At 71.9% G+C, this 22,470-nt stretch carries 14 protein-coding genes; 10 read left to right on the plus strand and 4 right to left on the minus strand.

The window, feature by feature from the left end; translation table 11 throughout:
* The first annotated feature begins 164 nt into the window (after nt 1–164).
* The 4 genes from AB0E85_RS28260 (at nt 165) to AB0E85_RS28275 (ending at nt 8,126) form a co-directional block, all read left to right on the plus strand.
* On the plus strand, nt 165–860 hold the full coding sequence (locus AB0E85_RS28260) for a GntR family transcriptional regulator (RefSeq protein WP_361932733.1): 696 nt from the start codon (nt 165–167) through the stop codon (nt 858–860).
* 137 nt (nt 861–997) lie between these two features.
* Nucleotides 998–2,524, plus strand: a complete 1,527-nt coding sequence (locus AB0E85_RS28265) for a hypothetical protein (RefSeq protein ID WP_361932736.1) — start codon at nt 998–1,000, stop codon at nt 2,522–2,524.
* 31 nt (nt 2,525–2,555) lie between these two features.
* Nucleotides 2,556–3,437 (plus strand): hypothetical protein, encoded by an 882-nt coding sequence (locus tag AB0E85_RS28270; RefSeq protein WP_361932739.1) that lies wholly within the window; start codon nt 2,556–2,558, stop codon nt 3,435–3,437.
* A 48-nt stretch (nt 3,438–3,485) separates the two neighbouring features.
* Complete coding sequence (locus tag AB0E85_RS28275) at nt 3,486–8,126, plus strand: hypothetical protein (protein WP_361932742.1); 4,641 nt, start codon at nt 3,486–3,488, stop codon at nt 8,124–8,126.
* A 66-nt stretch (nt 8,127–8,192) separates the two neighbouring features.
* Here AB0E85_RS28275 and AB0E85_RS28280 read toward each other — a convergent pair whose 3' ends face one another.
* Entirely contained in the window at nt 8,193–9,755 is a 1,563-nt protein-coding gene (locus AB0E85_RS28280; protein ID WP_361932745.1) for an amino acid permease, read from the minus strand.
* A gap of 266 nt (nt 9,756–10,021) precedes the next feature.
* Complete coding sequence (locus AB0E85_RS28285; RefSeq protein WP_361932747.1) at nt 10,022–10,585, minus strand: hypothetical protein; 564 nt, start codon at nt 10,583–10,585, stop codon at nt 10,022–10,024.
* A gap of 419 nt (nt 10,586–11,004) precedes the next feature.
* On the opposite strand from AB0E85_RS28285, the gene AB0E85_RS28290 reads away from it, so the two are divergent.
* The 5 genes from AB0E85_RS28290 to AB0E85_RS28310 are packed head-to-tail and all read left to right on the plus strand — an operon-like array spanning nt 11,005 to nt 19,224.
* On the plus strand, nt 11,005–14,103 hold the full coding sequence (locus AB0E85_RS28290) for a nitrate- and nitrite sensing domain-containing protein (protein ID WP_361932750.1): 3,099 nt from the start codon (nt 11,005–11,007) through the stop codon (nt 14,101–14,103).
* Entirely contained in the window at nt 14,100–14,534 is a 435-nt protein-coding gene (locus AB0E85_RS28295) for a roadblock/LC7 domain-containing protein (RefSeq protein ID WP_033309736.1), read from the plus strand. The genes AB0E85_RS28290 and AB0E85_RS28295 overlap by 4 nt, the downstream gene beginning before the upstream one ends.
* A 9-nt stretch (nt 14,535–14,543) precedes the next feature.
* Nucleotides 14,544–14,939 (plus strand): DUF742 domain-containing protein, encoded by a 396-nt coding sequence (locus tag AB0E85_RS28300; protein ID WP_361932753.1) that lies wholly within the window; start codon nt 14,544–14,546, stop codon nt 14,937–14,939.
* 24 nt (nt 14,940–14,963) lie between these two features.
* Nucleotides 14,964–18,638 (plus strand): hydantoinase B/oxoprolinase family protein, encoded by a 3,675-nt coding sequence (locus tag AB0E85_RS28305; protein WP_361932755.1) that lies wholly within the window; start codon nt 14,964–14,966, stop codon nt 18,636–18,638.
* Nucleotides 18,619–19,224: an ATP/GTP-binding protein gene (locus AB0E85_RS28310; protein WP_361932758.1), complete on the plus strand. Its 606-nt coding sequence runs from the start codon at nt 18,619–18,621 to the stop codon at nt 19,222–19,224. Before AB0E85_RS28305 ends, AB0E85_RS28310 begins: the two co-directional genes overlap by 20 nt.
* Before the next feature lie 84 nt (nt 19,225–19,308).
* Here AB0E85_RS28310 and glpK read toward each other — a convergent pair whose 3' ends face one another.
* Both glpK and AB0E85_RS28320 read right to left on the minus strand, forming a co-directional pair.
* Nucleotides 19,309–20,826, minus strand: a complete 1,518-nt coding sequence (glpK, locus tag AB0E85_RS28315) for a glycerol kinase GlpK (RefSeq protein ID WP_361932761.1) — start codon at nt 20,824–20,826, stop codon at nt 19,309–19,311.
* Between the two features lie 18 nt (nt 20,827–20,844).
* Nucleotides 20,845–21,642: an MIP/aquaporin family protein gene (locus tag AB0E85_RS28320; RefSeq protein WP_361932764.1), complete on the minus strand. Its 798-nt coding sequence runs from the start codon at nt 21,640–21,642 to the stop codon at nt 20,845–20,847.
* 579 nt (nt 21,643–22,221) lie between these two features.
* On the opposite strand from AB0E85_RS28320, the gene AB0E85_RS28325 reads away from it, so the two are divergent.
* Nucleotides 22,222–22,470: hypothetical protein (locus AB0E85_RS28325; RefSeq protein ID WP_361932766.1), on the plus strand; the 249-nt coding region annotated here is incomplete at its 3' end.

Below are 22,470 nucleotides of genomic sequence, written 5' to 3' on the forward strand. Positions count from 1 at the left end.
CTCGCAGTGGGAGGACGGAGGGTGCTTCGGGGTGAGCCGTGCCGTGCGGAAGCGGTCGGCATCGCGGTGGGGAACGGCGCCGTGCGTAGCACCGTAGAGGATTGTTCAACGATCCCTCAATACCCATGTTGGTTCGTTCTTGGGATCTGCGATTGAATTCCGGCATGGCAGAGCAGCTGAAGGACCTCGCCGACGACCGGGCCCTCCTGGGCCGCACCAGCACCGCGGAGCGGGTCTCGGACATCCTCAGGAGCCGGATCGCCGAGGGCTACTTCCCTCCCGGCACCCGCCTGTCGGAGGACAGCATCGGCGGCGCCCTCGGCGTCTCCCGCAACACGCTGCGCGAGGCGTTCCGGCTGCTCACGCACGAGCGTCTGCTCGTCCACGAGCTGAACCGGGGCGTCTTCGTCCGGGTCCTGACCGTGGAGGACGTCGAGGACATCTATCGCACCCGGCGGCTCGTCGAGTGCGCCGTCGTGCGCGGTCTGGGTGAACCCCCGTACGGCCTCGACGGGCTCGCCGGCGCCGTGGAGGAGGGGCGCCGGGCGGCCCGTGAAGGTGACTGGAAGGGAGTGGGTACGGCCAACATCCACTTCCACCGGGAACTGGTCGCCCTCGCCGCGAGCGAGCGCACCGCCGAGCTGATGCGGAGCGTCTTCGCCGAACTGCGGCTGGCCTTCCACGTGGTGGACGAGCCGCAGCGCCTGCACGAGCCGTACATCGCGCGAAATGTCGCGATCCTGGAGGCTCTTCAGGCGGGGTACCGGGGCAAGGCCGAGAGCCTGCTCGCCGGGTACCTCGACGACTCGCTGGAGCGCGTGGTCGAGGTGTATCGGCGGCGGGTCGGCGAGGACGGGTGAGGGCGGCCGGAGGGGGCGGGTGGGGCCGCGGTCGCGGGTGGGTGAGGGCGGCCGGCCAGGGCGGGTGAGGGCGGTGGCGCGAGGGGCGTACCGCGTCGTTTGGGTGGTTGTCAGACCCAGGACCTAGTCTGTGCACCGTGACTTCGCCTGCATCGACGGACAGCGTTCCGCCCCAGCTCAGCGCGGGGCCGCGCCCCGCCCCGGGGCCGGCCGCCGACGAGGGCCTGGCGCGGCGGCTGCGCGCGCTCGCCTGCACCGCGCCGCTGCACGACCTGGACGCCCGCAAGGCCAACCTGGCCGGCGAGTACTCGGTGTACGGGATGGCGGAGGTCGCCCTCGCGGCCATCGACCTGGTCACCCTGAACATGGACTTCGACACGGGCGCGGACCACGACCAGATCGTCGCCCGCCTCATCCCGCGCATCGCCGCCCAGGCGCCGCAGCGGCCCGCCGCCGAGCACGAGCGGGTGGCCCGCTGGGTCCTGGAGAACCTGATCAACGTCGGCAGCGTCGACCGCGGCTTCCGCGCCGTGTACGGCACGTTCGGCGCGGACGGCACCTATGTGCGCCGCGACTACGACTTCAAGCTGATCGAGGAGGTCCCCGGCCCCGGCGGCACGGTCTACCTCCGTACGACGGACGAGGCGGTCAACGTCCTCGTCGGTGCCCTCGACACCGACGTCACCAGCGCGCAGATCGCCGCCGAGGTCAAGCTGGAGGTGCTGATCAGCCGCGGCCGGCTCGCCGACGCCCAGCTCGCGGCCGAACAGGCCCGCTACCGCACCGTCCAGTACTCGGAGACCCTGCGCCGCGCCCTGGACGCGACCCGGCGCAACGTGCGCGCGGTGGACTGGCTGAGCACCGTGCCCGACATGATCGCCGAGGCGCTGGAGCACGTCGCCGACCGCTACCGCCACGAGAACGCGATCCTCACCAACATCCGCAAGGCGCGTGACGAGTCCGAGGACCCCGAGCAGAAGCGCCGCGCCGCCGAGCTCGTCGACATCGTCAAGGACTGCATCCGACGGCACACGCAGCTCCAGTCCCGGCTGCTGGAAGCCGGGCCGCTGTTCCGCGCCGAGCAGGACCGGCAGGCCTTCGCCACCCCGATGACGACCTCGGGGACCGACCTGTACGGGCATCTCCTCTCGCCCGTGCTGCCCCTGCCGCTGGAGCAGGCCGTCCGCGTCACCGACGCCTTCTTCGGCCGCGGCACCGGGCTGCGCACGCCGGTGTCCGTACGGGTCGGCGACCTGGTCGACATACTGCTGACGCCGCCGGCGGAGCGCGAGCACCTGGGTGCGGAGATGCCGGAGCCGGACCTGATCGCCACGCCGGACGACAGCCGGTTCAGCGAGGAGCAGCTGGCGGCGGCCCAGGAGCTGCTCGACCTGCCGGCGGACGCGCCGCGCCGGTTGTCGGGGCTCCTCGCCGAGGCCCGGCGGCGCGATCCGGAGCTGCCCTACCTGGTGGCCCTGCTGGCGGTGCACGCCGCCAGCCCCCCGGTCGGTACGGCCTATCGCCAGGGCGAGCAGAAGCTGCTGTTCGCCGTGGACGACGGGACCGACCTCGACGACCCGGAGTTCGGCGGGGCGGACCTGATCGTCGGCACCGCACTGCTGGACGCGGCGGGAATGGCGGCCGACCGGACGGAAGCAGCATGAGTCAGTACGAGTGGCACAAGGAGTCCCGACCGTGAGCGAGCATGTCGAGTGGAGCGAGCCGGACGGACCGGCCCCCGCGGCCGGCGCCGCCGTCACTCCCGCCGACGCCGCCGACGCGGCGCGGCTCGTGTCCTTCGGCCTGCAGCCCAAGTTGCAGCCCGCCCGGGACCAGGAGTACGCCGACCTGCTGCGGCGCTACCGAGAGGACCCGCCGTTCGCGCGGCTCGCGGACGCCGTGGCGACCGGTCTGGGACTGATCGTCCTGGAGGTGTCCCCGCGCGCGGGCATGGCCGTGACGGCCGCGGAGGACTCGGTGTTCGCCGTCCGCATGGGCGACTACGCGCGTCGTACGTCCGCCGACGGCGGCGACCGGTTCCTGCACGGCCTCGCCCATCTCGCCGTCGCCGCCATGGCGTTCCCACGCCCCGAGGACCTCGCCGACGACGGCTACATCGGCCGCGTCACGGTCAACGGCGTCGACGCCTTCGTGCGCCAGGCCTGCCGCCGCCTGGAGGAGCGTGCCGAGGAACAGGGCGAGAACACCGACCCGGCGACCGACGCACCCGGCCTGGAGGCCGCTTGGCGGATCTGGGTGCGGCGCAGCGCCACCGGCGCCACCAAGGACGCGCGCCGGCTCGCCGGTTCCACCACCGGCATCGTCGCCAAGGCCGTCGCGTTCCTCACCGACTCCGGATTCCTCCAGCGCACCGGCGACGACCACGGCGGCACGTACCGCACCACCGCCCGCTACCAGCTCCAGGTCCGCGACCTCGCCGGCAGTGCCGCCCTGGCCGAGCTGCTGGAACTGGGCGTCGTCCCGGTCACCGACGGGACAGCGACACTACTGCCCCCGGAGGAGAGCGACGACCTGGACCTGGTCGCCGACGCCGGACTGCCGTTCCACTCCTCCTGACCCCCCTCCTCGCTCCACCTCACTCACGAAGGCTTACGAGAGTCCGCCATGTACGAGCTGTCCCGGGTCCGCCTCTACTCGATCGGGCCGGCCGGTGCGCGCTATGCCGACACCGTGCTCGACCTGCGGGGAGTGGGCGAGATCGTGCCCGACCCCGCGCCCACGCAGGCGGAGTTCTTCGAGGAGGAGCCGGCCGGCCCGCCGCGCCGCCCCGCCCCCGCGGGCGTGCTCTTCCTGGAGAACGGCGGCGGCAAGTCGGTGCTGCTCAAGCTGATCTTCTCCGTGATGCTGCCGGGCCACCGCAACACCCTCGGCGGCGCCAGCTCCGGCGTGCTGCGCAAGTTCCTGCTCGCCGACGACTGCGGGCACGTCGCGCTGGAGTGGCAGCACGTGCTGACCGGCGAGTGCGTCGTCGTCGGCAAGGTCAGCGAGTGGCGCGGGCGGCAGGTCTCCAACGACCCGCGGAAGTTCGCCGAGGCCTGGTACTCCTTCCGCCCCGGCCCCGGACTGAGCCTCGACAACCTCCCCGTGGCGGAGGCCACCGCCGTACGGGCCCCGGTCGAGGGACAGTCCAGCGCGCGCGGGCGGCGCCGCACCATGAAGGGCTTCCGGGACGCCCTCACGGAGGCGGGCAAGACCTACCCGCACCTGGAGGTGCACTGGGAGGAGATCCACGACCGCTGGATCGAGCACCTCGGCGAGCTCGGCCTCGACCCCGAACTCTTCCGCTACCAGCGTGAGATGAACGCCGACGAAGGTGAGGCAGCCGGTCTCTTCGCGGTCAAGAAGGACGCCGACTTCACCGATCTGCTGCTGCGTGCCGTCACCGACACCCGCGACACCGACGGGCTCGCCGACCTGGTCAGCGGCTTCGGCAACAAGCTGGGCCGGCGCGCCGAACTGATCGCCGAACGCGACTTCACCGCCGGTTCCGCCGACCTCCTCGGACGCATCGTAGAGGCCGCCGAGGCCCGCTCCCGCGCCCGTGACGTGCACGCCGGAGCCGAGCGCCGCACCCGGACCCTGGCCCGCCGGCTCTCCGCGCGCGGTGTCCGCGAGCGCGTCCGGGCCGCCGACCTGGCCCAGCGCGTCACCGCCGCCGCGTACGCCGTCACACACGCCGAGGCGGCCCGCGAGCGCAGCGCGCTCATCTCCGCCGAACTCGCCTTCCGGCACGCCTCGCTCGCGCTCGCCGGGGCCGAGAAGTCCGCCGCCGCGCAGAAACGCGAGCTCGCCGACGCCCGCACGCTGTACGCGGCGTGGCAGGCCGCCGAGGCCGTGCTGCGCCACCGCGCCGCCTCCGACCGCGTCACCCGCGTGTCCGCCGCGATCCAGGAGGCCGAGCGGGACGCCGCCCCGGCACTGGCCGCCCGTTCCAAGGCCGCCGTCGACCTCGTACGGGCCCTGCACGCGGCCGCGGAGAAGGCGGAGAGCCACGCCAACGAGGAGGAGGAGCGCTCCGCCGCCCTCCAGGAGGTCAGCGACGCCGCCTACCGCGACTCCACCGCAGCCGCGACGCAGGCGCAGCGCGCCCGCAGCGAGGTCGGGCACCTCAAACAGCGCCTGGCCGAGGTCGAGCAGGAGACCGCCGAGGCGGTGCGGGCCGGCTGGCTCGACGACTCCGCGCCCGACGCCGACCCGGCCCGGGCGGCCCTGGCCGCAAGCGACGCCGAGAAGTCCGCCGTCGCGGCCTGGGACTCGGCCCGCGAGGCGGCCCGCCGGGCCACGGAGCACGCCCGCGAAGCCGCTTCCGGCGAGAACCGCGCCGAACTGACCGCGGCCCGCGCGGCCGACGCCGCGACGGCTGCGGAGCGGTCCTACGAGGCCGAGCGCCGCACCGCCGAGGCCCTGGCGGGGGAGGAGCGGCTGGCGGAACTGCTCAGCCTGACCCCGGAGCCCCGCCCGGGCATCCCACAACCCCGCCACGGCACGGACGACGAGCCGGTCACGCACGCGGCCCCCGGCGAGCAGGGGCTCACCCCCGAGGAACTCGACCGCTTCGCCGACGACCTGCGCGACCTGCTCGACGAGTCCGTCTCCTCCGCCGAGCGGCAGCTGTTCGAGCTGCGTACGGCCGCCGCCGACGACTCCCGGATCCTCGGCGCGCTCGGCGACGGCGGGCTGCTGCCGCCCGGCCCGGACGTGCTCGCCACGGTCGAGTTCCTCGGCGAGCACGGCATCCCCGCACTGCCCGGCTGGCGCTACCTCGCCCAGGCCGTCGACCCGGCCGACCACGCACGCGTGCTCGCCGCCCGGCCCGAACTCGTCGACGGCGTGATCATCACCGACCCGGACTCCCACGCCCGGGCCCGGGATGCGCTGGGCGACGCCGCGCTGCTGCCCCGCTCCGCCGTGGCGGTGGGCACCGCCGCCGCCCTGCTCGCCCCGACCCCGGCGCCGGACAGCGACAACGGCGACGTTTTCCTCGTGCCGCCGAACCCCGCCATGCACGACGAGCATGCCGCCGACGAGGAGCGGCAGGCCCTGCGCGCCCGGGCGACCGAGCGGGACGAGGAGATCCGCACGCTCGCCGCCCGGCTCGGCAAGGACCGCGAGCTGGCCGCCCGGCTCGCCTCCTGGCGCACCGGCTGCCCCGCCGGGCGCCTCGCCGAACTGGCCCAGGCGGCCCACGCCGCCCGGACGTTCGTCGAGGAGTCGGAGGCCGAACTGGCCGAGGCGCGCACCGTGCGGGCCGAGGCCGACGAGGTCGCGGCCGAGGCCGCGCACGTCCGGGACGAGCGCCAGGAAGCCGCCCAGAAGGCCCGCCGCTCCGCCGACGCCCTCGCCGGGCTCGCCTTCCGGCTGCGCGAGCGGGCCGGCTGGCAGGTCAAGCTGCGCGAACTGGCCGACGAGGCGGCCGAGTCCGAGGCGAGCGCCCAGGCGTGCCTGGAGCGGGCCCGGGCCGCCGACGAGGACCGGCGTGCCGCCCAGCGCGCCGCCGACGACACCCGTCGCACCGCCCGCGCGCTGCGCTCCGAGCGCTCCGAGATCGCCGGCGCCCCCGACGACGTGCCCGAGGACGACGCCCAGACCCCCAAGGCCTCCCTGCCCGCCCTGCGCGAGGCCTACCGGGCCGCGTCACAGGTGTACGAGAAGGTGGGCGTGGGTGCCGACCTGCGCGCCGAGCAGGCCCGCGCCGAGAGCGACGAGAGCGCGGCCCGCGCGGAGCTGGACCGGCTCAGCAACAAGGTCCGTACACGCGCGGAGCAGCTCCTCGAATCCCCCGACGGCTCCGACGGGCCCAGCCGCCAGGCCGCCGCCGCCCGCGCCGAGGAGCTGGTGCAGCTCCTGGAGACCCGGATGTCGACCGCCAGCGAGCAGCTCGGACGGCTGCGCGGCGAGGCCGAACGCCTCGCCCCCGCGGACGACGGCGAGACGCACACCGACCTGCCCGACGACCTCCAGCCGCGCGACGCCGAGCACGCACAGACCCTGCTGCGCACCGCCACGGCCGAACTCGCCTCCCACACCGAGGCGCTCGACCGGGCCCGGGAGGCACACGCCGAACTCCTCGACGCCCACCGCGCCGCCGAGGACGCGGCCAGCGGCTTCGACGAGATCGCCGCCATGCTCCGCGACCTGCTGCGCGAGCACACCACGGACGAGGAGCACGACGAGCCCGAGCCCTACCCCGGCACCACGGAGGAGGCCCGGCAGGCGGCCGCCGAGGCCCGCCGCTCCCTGCGCGGCTGCGCCGCCGACCTGTCCGCCGCCGAGGCCGCCGTCCGCGAGGCGAGCGACATCCTCGTCCGGCACGCCAACTCCACGCGCTACGAACAGGTCCGCACCCCGGCCCGCCAGCAGATCCGCGAACTGCCTGCCTCCGCGCTGCCCGAGCACGCCCAGAAGTGGGCGGACGCCTTCGCGCCCCGGCTCCGCGTCCTGACCGACGAACTGGAGCAGCTGGAGCGCAACCGGGACTCGATCGTGGACCGCCTGCGCGGCCTCGTCGAGTCGGCCCTGGCCACCCTGCGCTCCGCCCAGCGGCTCTCCCGGCTGCCGGAGGGCCTCGGCGAGTGGTCAGGGCAGGAGTTCCTCCGCATCCGCTTCGAGGAGCCCGACCAGGCCACGCTCACCGAGCGGCTCGGCGAGGTCATCGACGAGGCGACCCGCGCCGCCGTCAAGAAGAACTCCGACCTGCGCCGCGACGGCATGTCCCTGCTGCTGCGAGGGGTGGCCGCCGCCCTTCAGCCCAAGGGCGTGGCCGTCGAGATCCTCAAGCCGGACGCGGTGCTGCGCGCCGAGCGCGTCCCCGTCGGGCAGATGGGCGACGTCTTCTCCGGCGGGCAGCTCCTCACCGCCGCCATCGCCCTCTACTGCACGATGGCCGCGCTGCGCTCCAACGACCGGGGCCGCGACAAGCACCGGCACGCCGGCACGCTCTTCCTCGACAACCCCATCGGCCGCGCCAACGCCACGTACCTGCTGGAACTCCAGCGGGCGGTGTCGGACGCCCTGGGCGTCCAGCTCCTGTACACCACGGGCCTGTTCGACACCACCGCGCTGGCCGAGTTCCCCCTGGTCATCCGCATGCGCAACGACGCCGACCTGAGGGCGGGCCTCAAGTACATCAGCGTCGAGGAACACCTCCGCCCGGGCCTGCCGCGCGAGGCTCCCGCCGGCGAAGCCGTACACAGTGAGATCACGGCGACCAGGATGTACAAGCGCCCGGTGCCGACAACCCACTAGGGGGCCGGAAGGAGTTCCGCGCATCTCTCGCCGGCCAACAGTGGGTCGTGATGCGCGGAGCGTCCTTCAGTCGGCGGTCGGGGCGGGGAGGGGAGCGGAGTCCGTGGGCTGCGAGCGGTGCTCGGCGAGCACCCCGGTCCGGTGCCGCTGGACGAACCAGTAGTAGGCGAAGCCGCCGCCCGCGATGACGGCGACGAACAGCACCGCGCCCCAGCGCAGGTACCAGTGGTAGGGAGCCGCGGCGTTGTAGACCGCGGCCCGCGGCCAGATGAGGTTGAGCGTCATGGCGGCGCCCCACAGGACGGCCAGGATGTTGACGGGCAGACCCCAGCGGCCCAGTGAGAACCGGCCCTCGCCCGCGGGCTGCCACCTCCCGCGCAGCCGGGCGACCAGCAGGGGCACCGTGACACCAAGGTAGGCGAGGTAGATCATGATGATGCCGATGCTGGTGACGACCGTGAAGATCTGCGGCTGGCGGATGTTGACCACCAGGATCGCCAGCGCCAGGATCCCGATGATCACGGTCGGCAGGACCGGTGTCTGGAACTTCGGGTGGCACTTGGCCAGCTTCGAGGAGGCGGGCAGGTTGTTGTCGCGGGCCATCGCGAACGCCAGCCGGACGGCCGCCGTGTGCACGGCCAGGGCGCACACCGTCACCGCGATCAGCACACACCACAGCATCGCCTTGCCGGCCGTCGGGCCGAGCACGTCCAGCACGATGTACTGAAGGCCGTCCGTGGACAGCTTCTCGCCCTTGAGGCTGGACACGCTCATCAGCGCGAGCAGCAGGATCAGGCCGCCGAGCACGAAGGACGCCACGATCGCCCGGATGATCGCCCGCGGCGCGTTCCTCGTCGGGTCCAGGGACTCCTCGCCGAGCGAGGCGGCGGTGTCGAAGCCGTACATGACGTACGCCGAGGCCAGCGAGGCCACCAGGAAGGCGCCCAGGTAGCCGTTTCCGTACCCCGCGCCGGTTCCGTGCGTCTCCATGACGACCTGCGGACCGCGCGTGATGTGGACCGCGAAGAGGACGATCAGAACGACGGTGGCGATCAACTCGATGAACACGCCCGCCGTGTTGATCCTTGCCATCAACTTGACGCCGAAGGCGTTCACGAGGGTCGTGAACAGGATCAACACCGCGGCCAGGATGACCGCGTTGGTCGCCACGTCGTACGTACCCGTGCCGTCGCCCACGAACTGGAAGAACGACGAGATCTGCGGCAGCGTCAACTGGTAGGCCAGCGCGACCGCCGATATGGACACGATCGAGGCGATCAGCATCATCCAGCCGGCGAGCCAGCCCAGATGCGGATTGCCTATCTTCTTCGACCAGTTGTAGACCGAGCCCGCCACGGGGTAGCGGGCGGCGAGCTCCGCGAAACAGAGGGCGACCATGAACTGGCCGACGAAGACCATCGGCCACGACCACCAGTAGGCGGGACCTCCGCTGCCGTAGCCGAAGTAGAAGAGCTGGAAGGTGCCGGTCAGGATCGAGATGTAGCTGATGCCGGCGGCGAAGGTGTGGAAGTTGCCGAGGGTGCGTTTGAGCTCGGGGCGGTAGCCGAACTCGGTGAGTTCGGCGTCGTCCCGGCCGTGTGGGTCGGTCGGCTCTGCGGTTGTTCTCATGGCGGAGTTCCTCAATGCGTTGCCTCAGGGTGATGTGGATCAGTCGTGTCAACCCTGGTGGGTGAGGCAGGTGCTGCGCCAGAGGTTCTCCGCCTTGCGCTGCCCGGCTTGCCTCGCGAGCTCACGTCCGGAACGGGAACCGGTCGGCTGCCCGGCACGGGCCGGCTGTCGAACGGCCGATGTTCGCCGTGATCGACCTGCCCGCCGGACGACCACGCGAGGCGGAGCCGATTTACAAAGTGAGAAGGAGGAGGGCGGCACGGGTCCTACGAGTGGGACAACTGCCCGGCTCCACCCCGGCGGCGTATCCGCTCCTGGGCCCGCTCGGCGGCCCGCTCCTGCCGTCGGGTCCTGCGCCGCTCGCGCCGCAGCGCCCGCGCTGTGCTGCTCGGCACGGACACCACCCCGTTGCGCTGGTTCCAGACCTGGCGCGTCACCCACACGTCGAGCGCACCCCAGGTGGCCGCGATCGTGCTGACCACGCTGCTGATCACCATCGGGAACGCCAGCCAGGACCCGGCCATCGTGCACAGGAAGGCCACCATCGCCTGGATCAGCGTCACGGCTATGAGGAGGACCGCTCGCACGGCCGCCGTCCGCACCGGATCCGGCAAGCGGCGCCGGCGCGCGGGCTCCTCGACCCACAGGGGCCGGTAGTACTGCTGTCCTTCGGCGCTGCGACCCACCTCGTGAGCCAAGGCCTCCGTCTTCCGCCCCGGGGCGTCCGCCACGCCCCCGGGAATGTCGCGATCGGTCGCCTCGGGATCCCGATGCCCCGTCAGCTGCGCCCCACCCGCCCTGGGCGCACCGCGCCGTGCCGCCGTGCCCATCACCGTGTCACTCCCCACCGCCAGCAGACCGCTCGCCCGCACCCGAAGACCCGTGCTTCCCAGTGGCTGCCCGGCTTGCGCTGTTTTACGCCGCCCAGGTGCAGGACGCGGCTCCTGTTGCCGATTCCGCCCCCGTTTCCCGTAAGGAAGGACGAACAACTCCTCACGAAGATTCCCGGTAACCGAAAAATTTCAGCCAACCGCCCTGGCGCAGTCCGGGGATTGGTCCGCGCCACGACCACCGGTTTCGGGCAGACAACTCCCGCAATGCCCGGACAACTCGACACGCCGCCTGGCTGGCGCGGAAGTTCAGCTTCCGGACCGGCTTTCGAGTTCCCTGTGGGTCGGTAGTAGGCTCGCGCCGTTTGTTGACGTACATGTGTACCCCCGGTAGCCGGGGGCCCGAGCTGGGGGAGGCCATGCGCTTTCGCGGGAAGTCCATCCGCCGGAAGATCGTGGCGCTGCTTCTCGTGCCGCTGGTGTCCCTCACCGCGATCTGGGCCTTCGCCACCGTGCTCACGGGACGTGAGGCGAGCGACCTGTTCAACGTGTCGTCCGTGGTGGAGAAAATCGGCTACCCCATCGAGGACACCGTTCGCGTGCTCCAGGAGGAACGCCGCCAGACCCTCGTCCACCTCGCCGACCCCCGCGCCTCCGACGGGCTCGCCGCGCTCCGGCGCAGCCGGACCGCCACCGACAAGGCCGTCAGCAGCATCCGCGAGAACGCCCGTAACCCCGATGTGCGCGACGCCATGGGTGCGGACACCGACGAGCGGCTGACCGCCGTTCTGGACGCCTTCGACGGCATCGAGTCGCTGCGCCGAAGCGTCGAGGACGGCACCGTCAACCGCACCCAGGCCCTGGACCTCTACAACCGGCTCGTCGACCCCTGCTACGTCCTCCTCGCCAACCTGCACGTGGTCGACAACGTCGAACTGGACAAGCAGTACCGCGCGCTGGTCAACCTCGCCCGCGCCCGCGAACTGCTCTCCCGCGAGGACGCGCTCCTCGGCTCCGCCCTGATCGTCGGCAGGATCTCCCACTCCGAAGAGCGGGACATCTCCGACCTCGTGGCCCAGCGCACCCTGATGTACGACGTCAACCTGCCGCTGCTGCCCGTGGCGGAGCGGGACCGCTACCAGAGCTTCTGGAAGAACGCTTCCTCCGCCCCCCTGCGCGTGGCCGAGGAAGCCGCCGTCTCCTCCGGGGCCGGAGCCCCCCGCGGCGTCTCCGCCAAGGGCTGGGACAGCGCCGCCGGCAACGTGCTCGACGAGCTCGCCACCCTCAACGACCAGGCCAACGACCGCTACCAGGACCGCGTCCACCCCGTCGCCGTAGGCGTCATCGCGAAGGCGGTCATCGCCGGCGCACTCGGCCTGATCGCGCTCCTGCTCTCCCTCTTCCTGTCCGTACGCGTCGGCCGCACCCTCATCCGTGACCTGCGACAGCTGCGTCTGGAGGCCCACGAGGCGTCCGGAGTGCGCCTGCCCAGCGTCATGCGCCGCCTCTCCGCGGGCGAGCAGGTCGACGTCGAGACCGAGGTCCCCCGCCTCGAATACGACAAGAACGAGATGGGCGAGGTCGGCCAGGCCCTCAACACCCTGCAACGCGCCGCCGTCGAGGCCGCTGTCAAGCAGGCCGAGCTGCGCGCAGGGGTCTCCGAGGTCTTCGTCAACCTCGCGCGCCGCAGTCAGGTCCTGCTCCACAAGCAGCTCACCCTGCTCGACGCGATGGAACGCCGGACCGAGGACACCGAGGAACTCGCCGACCTGTTCCGCCTCGACCACCTCACCACCCGCATGCGCCGGCACGCCGAGGGCCTCGTCATCCTCTCCGGCGCCGCGCCCTCCCGGCAGTGGCGCAAGCCCGTCCAGCTCATGGACGTCGTGCGTGCCGCAGTCGCCGAGGTCGAGGACTACGAGCGCATCGAGGTCCGCCGTCTTCCGCGCATCGCCATCAGCGGCCCGGCCGTCGCGGACATCACCCATCTCGTGGCCGAACTCCTGGAGAACGCCACGGTGTTCTCACCGCCGCACACCGCCGTACAGGTTCTCGGCGAGCGCGTCGCCAACGGCTTCACCCTGGAGATCCACGACCGAGGCCTCGGGATGGCCGCCGAAGCGCTGCTGGACGCCAACCTCCGGCTCGCCGAGACGCCGGAGTTCGAGCTGTCCGACACCGACCGGCTCGGCCTGTTCGTGGTCAGCCGACTCGCCCAGCGCCAGAACGTCCGGGTCTCCCTCCAGCCCTCCCCGTACGGCGGCACCACCGCAGTGGTCTTCATCCCCGACGCCCTGCTGACCGACGACGTCCCGGACACCAACGGCATCGGCTTCCGGCTCGACCGCCCCCAGCTGGCCCCGGAGAGCGAGCCGCAGGACAGCCGCCGTGCAGCGCTGTCCCAGGCACCCGCACAGCGCACCGGTCTGCCCGCCTCCCTGCTGGACGGCCCGGTCGAGCTGGAGGCCCCCGTCGATCTGGAGACCATCGGGGATTTCCCCGGCGCCATCCAGGACGAGGACGGCGAACACGGCGGTCTGTTCCGCCCTCGCCACTCCCTGACCCGTGCTTCGGACGAGACGGCGGGCCGCCGTACCGACCCGCGCCGGCAGGGTGCCGAGGCCCGCGGCCCTGGGGAGCGGACCGACAGGGACGAAGAGCTGAGTGCTCCGGTCTCGCTGCCCCGCCGCAACACACCCAAGCTCGTCAGCTCGCACGGGCGCCCGGTCACCGAGCAGCGCTCCCGGCGGGGGAAGACGGACGAGGAGACGACCGCGGCCACCGGCCGGACGGAGCCGGGCCCCACCTCCGCCCTCCCGCAGCGCCGCCGCGGCGAGGAGCCCACGGGCGGCCGGGCCGCCGGCCGGCCGGGCCCCGAGCGCGCGTCCACTCTTCCGGCCCGCCGACCCGGCGAGAGCTCCTCGGCCGGCAGCCGACGGGGAGATGTCCCGCCGGACGCGCCGCCGCCGCTGCCGGCGCGCCGTCGCGGGACGGAATCCGCCCGCCGTGGCATCGGCTCGGCCGGCCGCGGCGAGGACCACACGGAATCCCCGGCCGCGCCCGGCAACGCCCCCGGCCACGGGTCCGAGCCGCCCGCTCTGCCCTTGCGGACCCGCCGCGCGGAGATCGCCGCGAGCGGCCCGGACGGACCGGACGGCCCGGACGGACCGGACCGCGACTCCGGCTCCACGCCGCAGTTCACCGGCGGGCCTTCGCGCCCCGGAACGGGCTCCGGCGCCGCGGCCCAGGAGACCGCCTCCGCACCACCGCCCGGCTCCGGCTCCACGCCGCTGCCCCGGCGGGTCCGCCAGGCCAACCTGGCCCCGCAGCTGAAGCGGAGCTCGGAGCCGCGTACCGACGACAGGACCGAGCCCGTCGAACGCGACGCCGAGGAAGTACGCAGCCGCATGGCATCGCTCCAGCGTGGCTGGCAGCGTGGCCGTGAGGAGAACGCCGAGGGCGACTCAGCCCACAGCGGCGCAGCACCACAAGGAACGACAGAGGGGGACGGTCGATGACCGCACCGAAGGCGACCGGCCACACCGCGACCATCAAGGGGGAGCTGAACTGGCTCCTCGACGACCTGGTGGACCGTGTCGCGAGCATCCGCAAGGCCCTCGTGCTCTCCGGCGACGGTTTGCCGACGGGCGTGTCCAAGGACCTGACCAGGGAGGACAGCGAGCACCTGGCCGCCGTCGCCTCCGGGTTCCACAGCCTCGCCAAGGGCGTGGGGCGCCACTTCGAGGCCGGCAACGTCCGCCAGACGGTTGTCGAGCTCGACGACGCCTTCCTGTTCGTGACGGCCGCCGGTGACGGCAGCTGCCTCGCCGTCCTCTCGGACGCCGACTCCGACGTCGGCCAGGTCGCGTACGAGATGACGCTCCTCGTGAAGCGAGTGGGCGTGCATCTGGCCAGCGCTCCGCGCACCGATCTGCCCGCAGGCGGGTAGTGGGATGACATGAGCGCTGACGGTCAGGGAAGAAGCCACTGGTTCGACGACGATGCCGGACCGGTCGTCCGCCCGTACGCCATGACCCGCGGTCGCACCAGCAGTCAGGGCCAGCACCGCCTGGACCTGATCGCGGTCGTGGTCACGGAGCCGCACGCGGACGATCCGGAAGCCGACCACATGCTCTCCCCGGAGCATGTGGACATCGTCGAACTGTGCCGCGACGTCCCCCAGTCGGTCGCCGAACTCGCAGCGGAACTCAACCTGCCGATCGGGGTGGTACGGGTCCTCGTCGGAGATCTCGTGGACGCCGAATTCGTCCATGTGAACCGGCCCGTACCCCCTGCCGAGCTGCCGGACGAGAGTATTCTGCGCGACGTGATCAACGGCCTCCGGGCGCTGTGAGCAGCGCGGAAGCGGGGTACTGACGTGACTGGCTGGCAGTTCTGGGTGGACCGAGGCGGCACCTTCACGGACGTCGTCGCCCGGCGCCCGGACGGCCGGCTGCTCACGCACAAGCTGCTCTCGGACAGCCCCGCACGCTACGCCGACGCCGCGGTCGAGGGCGTCCGCACCCTGCTGGCCGGCTCCGGCGAACCCGTCGACAGCGTGCGCATGGGGACCACCGTCGCCACCAACGCCCTCCTGGAGCGCAAGGGCGAGCGCACCCTGCTGCTCATCACCCGCGGCTTCCGCGACGCCCTGCGCATCGCCTACCAGAACCGCCCCCGCATCTTCGCCCGCCGCATCGACCTGCCCGAGCTGTTGTACGAGCGGGTCGTCGAGATCGATGAGCGCATCGCCGCCGACGGCACCGTCCTGCGCGCCCCCGACCCGGACGCCCTCGCCGGGCCACTCCAGGAGGCGTACGACGACGGGATCCGCGCCGTCGCGGTGGTCTGCATGCACAGCCACCTCCACCCGGCCCACGAACAGGCCGTCGGGGAACTCGCAGCCCGCATCGGCTTCCCGCAGATCTCGCTCTCCAGCGAGGCCAGCCCCCTGATGAAACTCGTGCCCCGCGGGGACACCGCCGTCGTCGACGCCTACCTCTCGCCCGTGCTGCGCCGCTACGTCAGGCAGGTCGCCGACGAGCTCGAAGGCGTGCGGCTGATGTTCATGCAGTCCAACGGCGGCCTCACCGAAGCCGGACAGTTCCGCGGGAAGGACGCCATCCTGTCCGGGCCGGCCGGAGGCATCGTCGGCATGGCCCGCATGTCGCAGCTGGCCGGCTTCGACCGGGTCATCGGCTTCGACATGGGCGGGACCTCCACCGACGTCTCCCACTTCGCGGGCGCGTACGAGCGCGTCTTCACCAGCCAGATCGCCGGCGTCCGGCTGCGCGCCCCCATGCTGGACATCCACACCGTCGCCGCCGGTGGCGGGTCGGTCCTGCACTTCGACGGTTCCCGCTACCGCGTAGGGCCGGACTCGGCGGGCGCGGACCCGGGGCCCGCCTGCTACCGCGGCGGCGGACCGCTCGCCGTCACCGACGCCAACGTCATGCTCGGCCGGATCCAGCCCGCTCACTTCCCGAAGGTGTTCGGACCCGACGGCGACCAGCCCCTCGACGAGACACTCGTCCGGGACCGTTTCACCGCCCTCGCCCGCGAGATCGGCGAGCAGACCGGCGACGACCGCACGCCCGAACAGGTCGCCGAGGGCTACCTGAAGATCGCCGTGGCCAACATCGCCTCCGCCGTGAAGCGGATCTCCGTCCAGAAGGGCCACGACGTCACCCGCTACGCCCTCACCACCTTCGGAGGGGCCGGCGGCCAGCACGCCTGCATGGTCGCCGACTCCCTCGGCATCCGCACCGTCCTCGTGCCCCCCATGGCCGGAGTCCTGTCGGCACTCGGCATCGGTCTCGCCGACACCACCGCCATGCGTGAGCAGTCCGTCGAGGCGCCCCTGGTGCCGGCCTCGATGCCCGGCGTCCTCAAGACCGCCGAGGACCTGGAAGCGGCGGCTCGCGCCGAGCTCCTCGCCGAGGACGTGCCCGAGGAACACATCGCGGTCACCCGCCGTGCGGAACTGCGCTATGACGGCACCGACACCACCCTCACCGTGGAGCTGACCGAGCCCGGCGCGATGCGGCACTCCTTCGAAGAACGTCATCGCGCCACGTACTCCTTCACGCTCGACCGCCCGATCATCGTCGAAGCCCTCTCCGTCGAGGCCACCGGCATCACAGAACCCCCCGATCTTTCCGCACTCGCCCCCGGCGAAGCCACCACGCACGGCAGTCCCGCGGCGCCGCGCACCGTCCGCCTCCACACCGGCGGCGCCTGGCGCGACGTACCCCTCCGCCGCCGCGAGGACCTTCCCCCCGGCGACGCCGTCACCGGCCCGGCGATCATCACCGAAGCCGGCTCGACGACCGTCGTCGACGACGGCTGGCGGGCCTCGGCGACCGACGACGGGCATCTGGTCATGGAACGCGCCGCGATTACGCAGAGTTCCGATCTCGACACGAAAGTCGACCCGGTTCTGCTGGAGGTCTTCAACAACCTGTTCATGTCGATCGCCGAGCAGATGGGTGCCCGCCTCGAATCCACCGCCCAGTCCGTCAACATCAAGGAGCGCCTGGACTTCTCCTGCGCCCTCTTCGACCCGGACGGAAACCTGGTGGCCAACGCCCCGCACATCCCCGTCCACCTGGGCTCGATGGGCACGAGCGTCAAAGAGGTCATCCGCCGGCGCGGTCCTCGCATGCGCCCCGGCGACACCTACGCCGTCAACGATCCGTACCACGGCGGCACCCACCTGCCCGACGTCACCGTGATCACGCCGGTCTTCGACACCCCACCGCCCGCCGACACGGAGAGTGACACGGTCGGAAAGGCGGGGAAGGATCCGGAGATCCTCTTCTACGTCGCCTCGCGCGGCCACCACGCCGAGATCGGCGGCATCGCCCCCGGTTCCATGCCGGCGGGCAGCCGCACCATCGAGGAGGAGGGCGTCCTCTTCGACAACTGGCTTCTCGCCGAGAACGGCCGCTTCCGCGAGGACGAGACGCTCCGCCTCCTCACCGAGGCGCCCTACCCCTCCCGCAACCCGAAGACCAACCTCGCCGACCTGCGCGCCCAGATCGCCGCCAACCACAAGGGTGTCGACGAGGTCGGCCGCATGATCGAGGACTACGGCCTCGACGTCGTCCAGGCCTACATGAGGCACGTCCAGGACAACGCCGAAGAAGCCGTACGCCGCGTCATCGGCGCCCTCGACGACGGTGACTACGCCTACGAGACCGACTCGGGCGCCGTCATCCGCGTGGCCGTGCGCGTGGACCGCGGGAACCGTACCGCGACCATCGACTTCACCGGCACGTCCGCGCAACTGCCCAGCAACTTCAACGCCCCCTTCTCCGTCGTCAACGCGGCCGTCCTCTATGTCTTCCGCACCCTCGTCGCCGACGACATCCCCCTCAACGACGGCTGTCTGCGCCCCCTGCGCATCGTCGTCCCGCCGGGATGCCTGCTCGCCCCCGAGCCGCCCGCTGCCGTGGTCGCCGGGAACGTCGAAACCTCCCAGGCCGTCACCGGCGCCCTCTACGCGGCGCTGGGCGCCCAGGCCGAAGGCTCGGGGACCATGAACAACGTCACCTTCGGCAACGAACAGCACCAGTACTACGAAACCGTTGCCTCAGGCTCCGGCGCCGGCGACGGCTTCCCCGGCGCACCCGTCGTCCAGACCCATATGACCAACTCCCGCCTCACCGACCCCGAGGTCCTGGAGTGGCGACTGCCCGTGCGCCTCGAAGAGTTCGCCGTCCGGCGCGGGAGCGGCGGCGCCGGGCGGTGGCACGGCGGGGACGGCGCGGTCCGCCGCATCCGCTTCCTCGAACCCATGACCGTCTCCACCCTGTCCCAGCACCGCCGGGTCCCGCCGTACGGCATGGCGGGCGGCGAGCCGGGCGCCCTCGGCGCCAACCGGGTGGAGCACGCCGACGGCACGGTGACCGCACTCCGGGGCAGCGACTCCGCGGACCTCGTCACCGGCGACGTACTCGTCATCGAAACCCCCGGCGGCGGAGGCTACGGCCCGCCGTCGCCCGACCCCCATCAAGCAGGAGAAGAGATCGATGATCTTCGGGCGTTCTGAGCGCGGCAAGCCTCCGGTCGAGCCCGTCACGCTCAAGATCCTGGTGGCCGGCGGCTTCGGCGTGGGCAAGACCACGCTCGTCGGCGCGGTCAGCGAGATCAGGCCGCTGCGCACCGAGGAGCTGCTCACCGAGGCCGGGCGCCCGGTCGACGACACCAGCGGTGTGGAAGGCAAGCACACCACGACCGTGGCCATGGACTTCGGCCGTATCACCCTCCGCGAGGACCTCGTGCTGTACCTCTTCGGCACGCCCGGCCAGGAGCGGTTCTGGTTCATGTGGGACGAGCTGTCCGAGGGCGCCCTCGGAGCCGTCGTCCTCGCCGACACCCGCCGCCTGGAGGACTGCTTCGCCGCCGTCGACTACTTCGAACGGCGCTCGATCCCCTTCCTCGTCGGCGTCAACTGCTTCGAGGGCGCTCCCCGTTACCCGATCGAGGACGTCCGCCAAGCCCTCGACCTGGACGAGGGCGTACCGCTCCTGATGTGCGACGCCCGCGACCGCGAGTCGGTCAAGGAGGCACTCATCGGCGTCGTCCAGCACGCCATGGCCTACGCGGCCGACCGACGCGAGGCCGTCACCGGCTGACGCGCCCGGTCGGCGTACGCGGCCCGCACCCCCGCCGACCGGGGTACGGGCCGCCGTCGGAAGCAACGCTCCACGCGCGCGTGGTCAGCCGTCGCCCTCCTCCCAGCCGAAGCTCTTCTCCACGGCCTTGCGCCAGTTGTGGTACTCGCGGTCCCGCACCGACGCCTCCATGTCCGGAGTCCACTCGACGTCCTTCTGCCAGTGCGCCTTGAGTTCGTCCAGGTCGTTCCACACACCGGTGGCCAGTCCGGCCGCGTACGCGGCGCCCAGGCAGGTCGTCTCGGAGATCTTCGGCCGTACCACCGGGACGTCGAGCACGTCTGCCTGGTGCTGCATGAGCAGGTTGTTCTTGGTCATGCCGCCGTCGACCTTCAGGGTGGTGATGTGCACCCCGGAGTCCTGGTACATGGCGTCGACGACCTCACGGGTCTGCCAGCTCGTCGCCTCCAGCACCGCGCGCGCGAGGTGCGCCTTGGTGACGTACCGGGTCAGGCCGGTGACCACGCCACGCGCGTCGGAGCGCCAGTACGGCGCGAACAGGCCCGAGAACGCCGGAACGATGTACGCGCCGCCGTTGTCCTCCACACTCGCCGCGAGAGGCTCGATCTCGTCGGCCGTGCGGATGATGCCGAGCTGGTCCCGGAACCACTGCACCAGCGCGCCCGTGATGGCGATCGCGCCCTCCAGACAGTAGACCGGCGCCTCGGTGCCGATCTTGTACCCCATCGTCGTCAGCAGTCCGCTCTTCGACGGCACCGGGCGGTCGCCCGTGTTGAGCAGCAGGAAACTTCCCGTGCCGTACGTGTTCTTGGCGGTGCCCACGTCGTAGCAGGCCTGCCCGAACACGGCCGCCTGCTGGTCACCCAGCGCAGAGGCCACCGGCACACCGGCGAGCTGTCCGACGGCGGTGCCGTACACCTCGGAGGAGGAGCGGATCTCGGGCAGCATGGCCTCGGGGATGTTCATGGCCGAGAGGATCGAGGAGTCCCACTGGAGGGTCTCCAGGTTCATCAGCATGGTGCGTCCGGCGTTGGTCACGTCGGTGACGTGCTGTCCGCCGTCCGTGCCGCCGGTGAGGTTCCAGATCAGCCAGGAGTCCATCGTGCCGAAGGCGATCTCGCCGCGCTCCGCACGCGCCCGGAGGTCGGGCACGTTGTCGAGCAGCCAGGCCGCCTTGGGCCCCGAGAAGTAGGTGGCCAGCGGCAGACCCGTCTGCTCACGGAAGCGGTCCTGGCCGTCCGAGCCGCCCAGCTGGTTGCAGAGCGCCGCCGTGCGGGTGTCCTGCCAGACGATGGCGTTGTGCACCGGCTTGCCCGTGGAGCGGTCCCACAGCAGGGTCGTCTCGCGCTGGTTGGTGATCCCCATCGCGCTCAGCTGGTCGGCCCGCAGACCGGCCTTGGCGATCGCCCCTGCCACCACCGCCTGCGTCTTGGACCAGATCTCCGTGGCGTCGTGCTCCACCCAGCCGGGCTTCGGGAAGATCTGGCGGTGCTCACGCTGGTCGACGGCGACGATCGCGCCGTCCTGGTTGAAGACGATGCAGCGGCTCGACGTGGTGCCCTGGTCGATGGCTGCGACGTACTTCGCGGAGTTGTCCGTCATGGCTACCCCTTCGGCTGGTCAGAAGGCTGCGTTGTAGATGAGCGCCCCGAGAATGCCGCCGACCGCAGGACCCACTACCGGTACCCAGGAGTACCCCCAGTCGGAAGTCCCCTTGTTCGGGATCGGCAGGAACTGGTGCACGATGCGCGGACCGAGGTCACGAGCCGGGTTGATCGCGTATCCGGTGGGCCCACCCAGCGAGAGGCCGATGCCGACGACCAGCAGGGACACCAGCAGGATCGAGATGCCGGATCCGTAGATCCCCGCCGCTTCGCCGGGAATGGGGCCGATGCCGACGCCCTGGACGACCCTGTCGTCACCCACCAGCGCCAGGATGGGCAGCACCAGAGCGATGGTCGCGAGGATCTCCGTGATCAGGTTGGCGACCGGGTTCCGGATCTCCGGAATGGTGGAGAAGATGCCCAGCGTCGGAACCGGTTCGTCCACTGTGCCCTCGGTGGTACCCGTCTTCCGCACGTTGGCCTGGAACTGGGCGAAGTAGATCAAGTAGGCGAGGACCGCGCCCAGCATGGCGCCCACGATCTGTCCGAGCAGGTAGATCCAGACCTTGTCCCACACGCCCGTGTCGACGGCCAGACCCAGCGTGACCGCAGGATTGATGTGTCCCCCGGAGAGGGGAGCGGCGGTGTACGCGCCCGCCAGCACACCGAAGCCCCAGCCGAACGCGATCACCACCCACCCGGCGGCTCGCGCTTTCGAGAATCTGAGGGTGACGGCGGCACACACGCCGGCACCGAAGAGGATCAGGATCGCCGTGCCGATCATCTCGCCGACGAAAATGTCTCCGTTAGTCATGGCGGCTCCTCAGCCCTGGCCCGGGACGATCGGCCCCGGTTCTCACCTGCAGGGTGCGTTTCCCGTGGCTACTTCAGCCGGGGGCAGGGAGTGTCCGCGCCCCGCCCGGCATCCGTGACGAGCGTGCCGTCGCAGCCGAATCGCCCGTGGGGGAATGGGCCTTGGCGCAGGCGCATCCACGCGCCGCAGTGCCGGAATACGCACGTATGTACGGCGATGTCGACTGACACCGGAAGTGTTCACCGGCACCCAAGGGGCGTCAAGGTCGCCGACCGCAACGGTTGACGGCCATCCGACGGCCGCCGGGCTCGCGCCGGGCCGACGGGCCGGTTGCTCGGCCATGGGCGGCGCCCGGTCGGGTCGATGTTCAGATCTGTTCCGGACCCGCGCGGGCCTGGGTGAGCCGCGCGAGGCTTGACCGATGGTGTCCGGCCTCCGCCGGGCTCCGCCTTGGGGCGAAAGCCCGGCCGCACCTGACTCCTCGCTTGCTAGTGTCCAGGATTCACCTGACCTGGCGATTCCTCAACCGCAGGAGATCCGCGGGGCCGTGACCGCCGCGGAAGGCCCCGGACGGGCCGCGTGCCGGTCGCCCCCAGCACGACCTCGACAACGCCGGAACCCGCGCGCCGAGCCTCCCGGCGCAGCTGCCGAAGGACGCGTGAGCCGCGGATCCGGACCGCCGGCCGGGGTCCGCTCGTCAGCACCCCGCCGATCATCGACACCCGCGTCGTCGACACCCGCGTCGTCGACACCCGCGTCGTCGACACCCGCGTCGTCGACACCCGCGTCGTCGACACCCGCGTCGTCGACACCCGCGTCGTCGACACC

Source organism: Streptomyces sp. NPDC029044, assembly GCF_040637495.1.
Lineage (GTDB): Bacteria > Actinomycetota > Actinomycetes > Streptomycetales > Streptomycetaceae > Streptomyces.

Bases quoted from the DNA above. Each gene is read 5' to 3' on its own strand.
- AB0E85_RS28300 (WP_361932753.1), top strand. From the start codon at position 14,544: ATGAGCGCTGACGGTCAGGGAAGAAGCCACTGGTTCGACGACGATGCC.
- AB0E85_RS28310 (WP_361932758.1), top strand. From the start codon at position 18,619: ATGATCTTCGGGCGTTCTGAGCGCGGCAAGCCTCCGGTCGAGCCCGTC.
- AB0E85_RS28290 (WP_361932750.1), top strand. From the start codon at position 11,005: ATGCGCTTTCGCGGGAAGTCCATCCGCCGGAAGATCGTGGCGCTGCTT.
- AB0E85_RS28285 (WP_361932747.1), bottom strand. From the start codon at position 10,585: ATGGGCACGGCGGCACGGCGCGGTGCGCCCAGGGCGGGTGGGGCGCAG.
- AB0E85_RS28260 (WP_361932733.1), top strand. From the start codon at position 165: ATGGCAGAGCAGCTGAAGGACCTCGCCGACGACCGGGCCCTCCTGGGC.
- AB0E85_RS28280 (WP_361932745.1), bottom strand. From the start codon at position 9,755: ATGAGAACAACCGCAGAGCCGACCGACCCACACGGCCGGGACGACGCC.
- AB0E85_RS28275 (WP_361932742.1), top strand. From the start codon at position 3,486: ATGTACGAGCTGTCCCGGGTCCGCCTCTACTCGATCGGGCCGGCCGGT.
- AB0E85_RS28320 (WP_361932764.1), bottom strand. From the start codon at position 21,642: ATGACTAACGGAGACATTTTCGTCGGCGAGATGATCGGCACGGCGATC.
- glpK (WP_361932761.1), bottom strand. From the start codon at position 20,826: ATGACGGACAACTCCGCGAAGTACGTCGCAGCCATCGACCAGGGCACC.
- AB0E85_RS28295 (WP_033309736.1), top strand. From the start codon at position 14,100: ATGACCGCACCGAAGGCGACCGGCCACACCGCGACCATCAAGGGGGAG.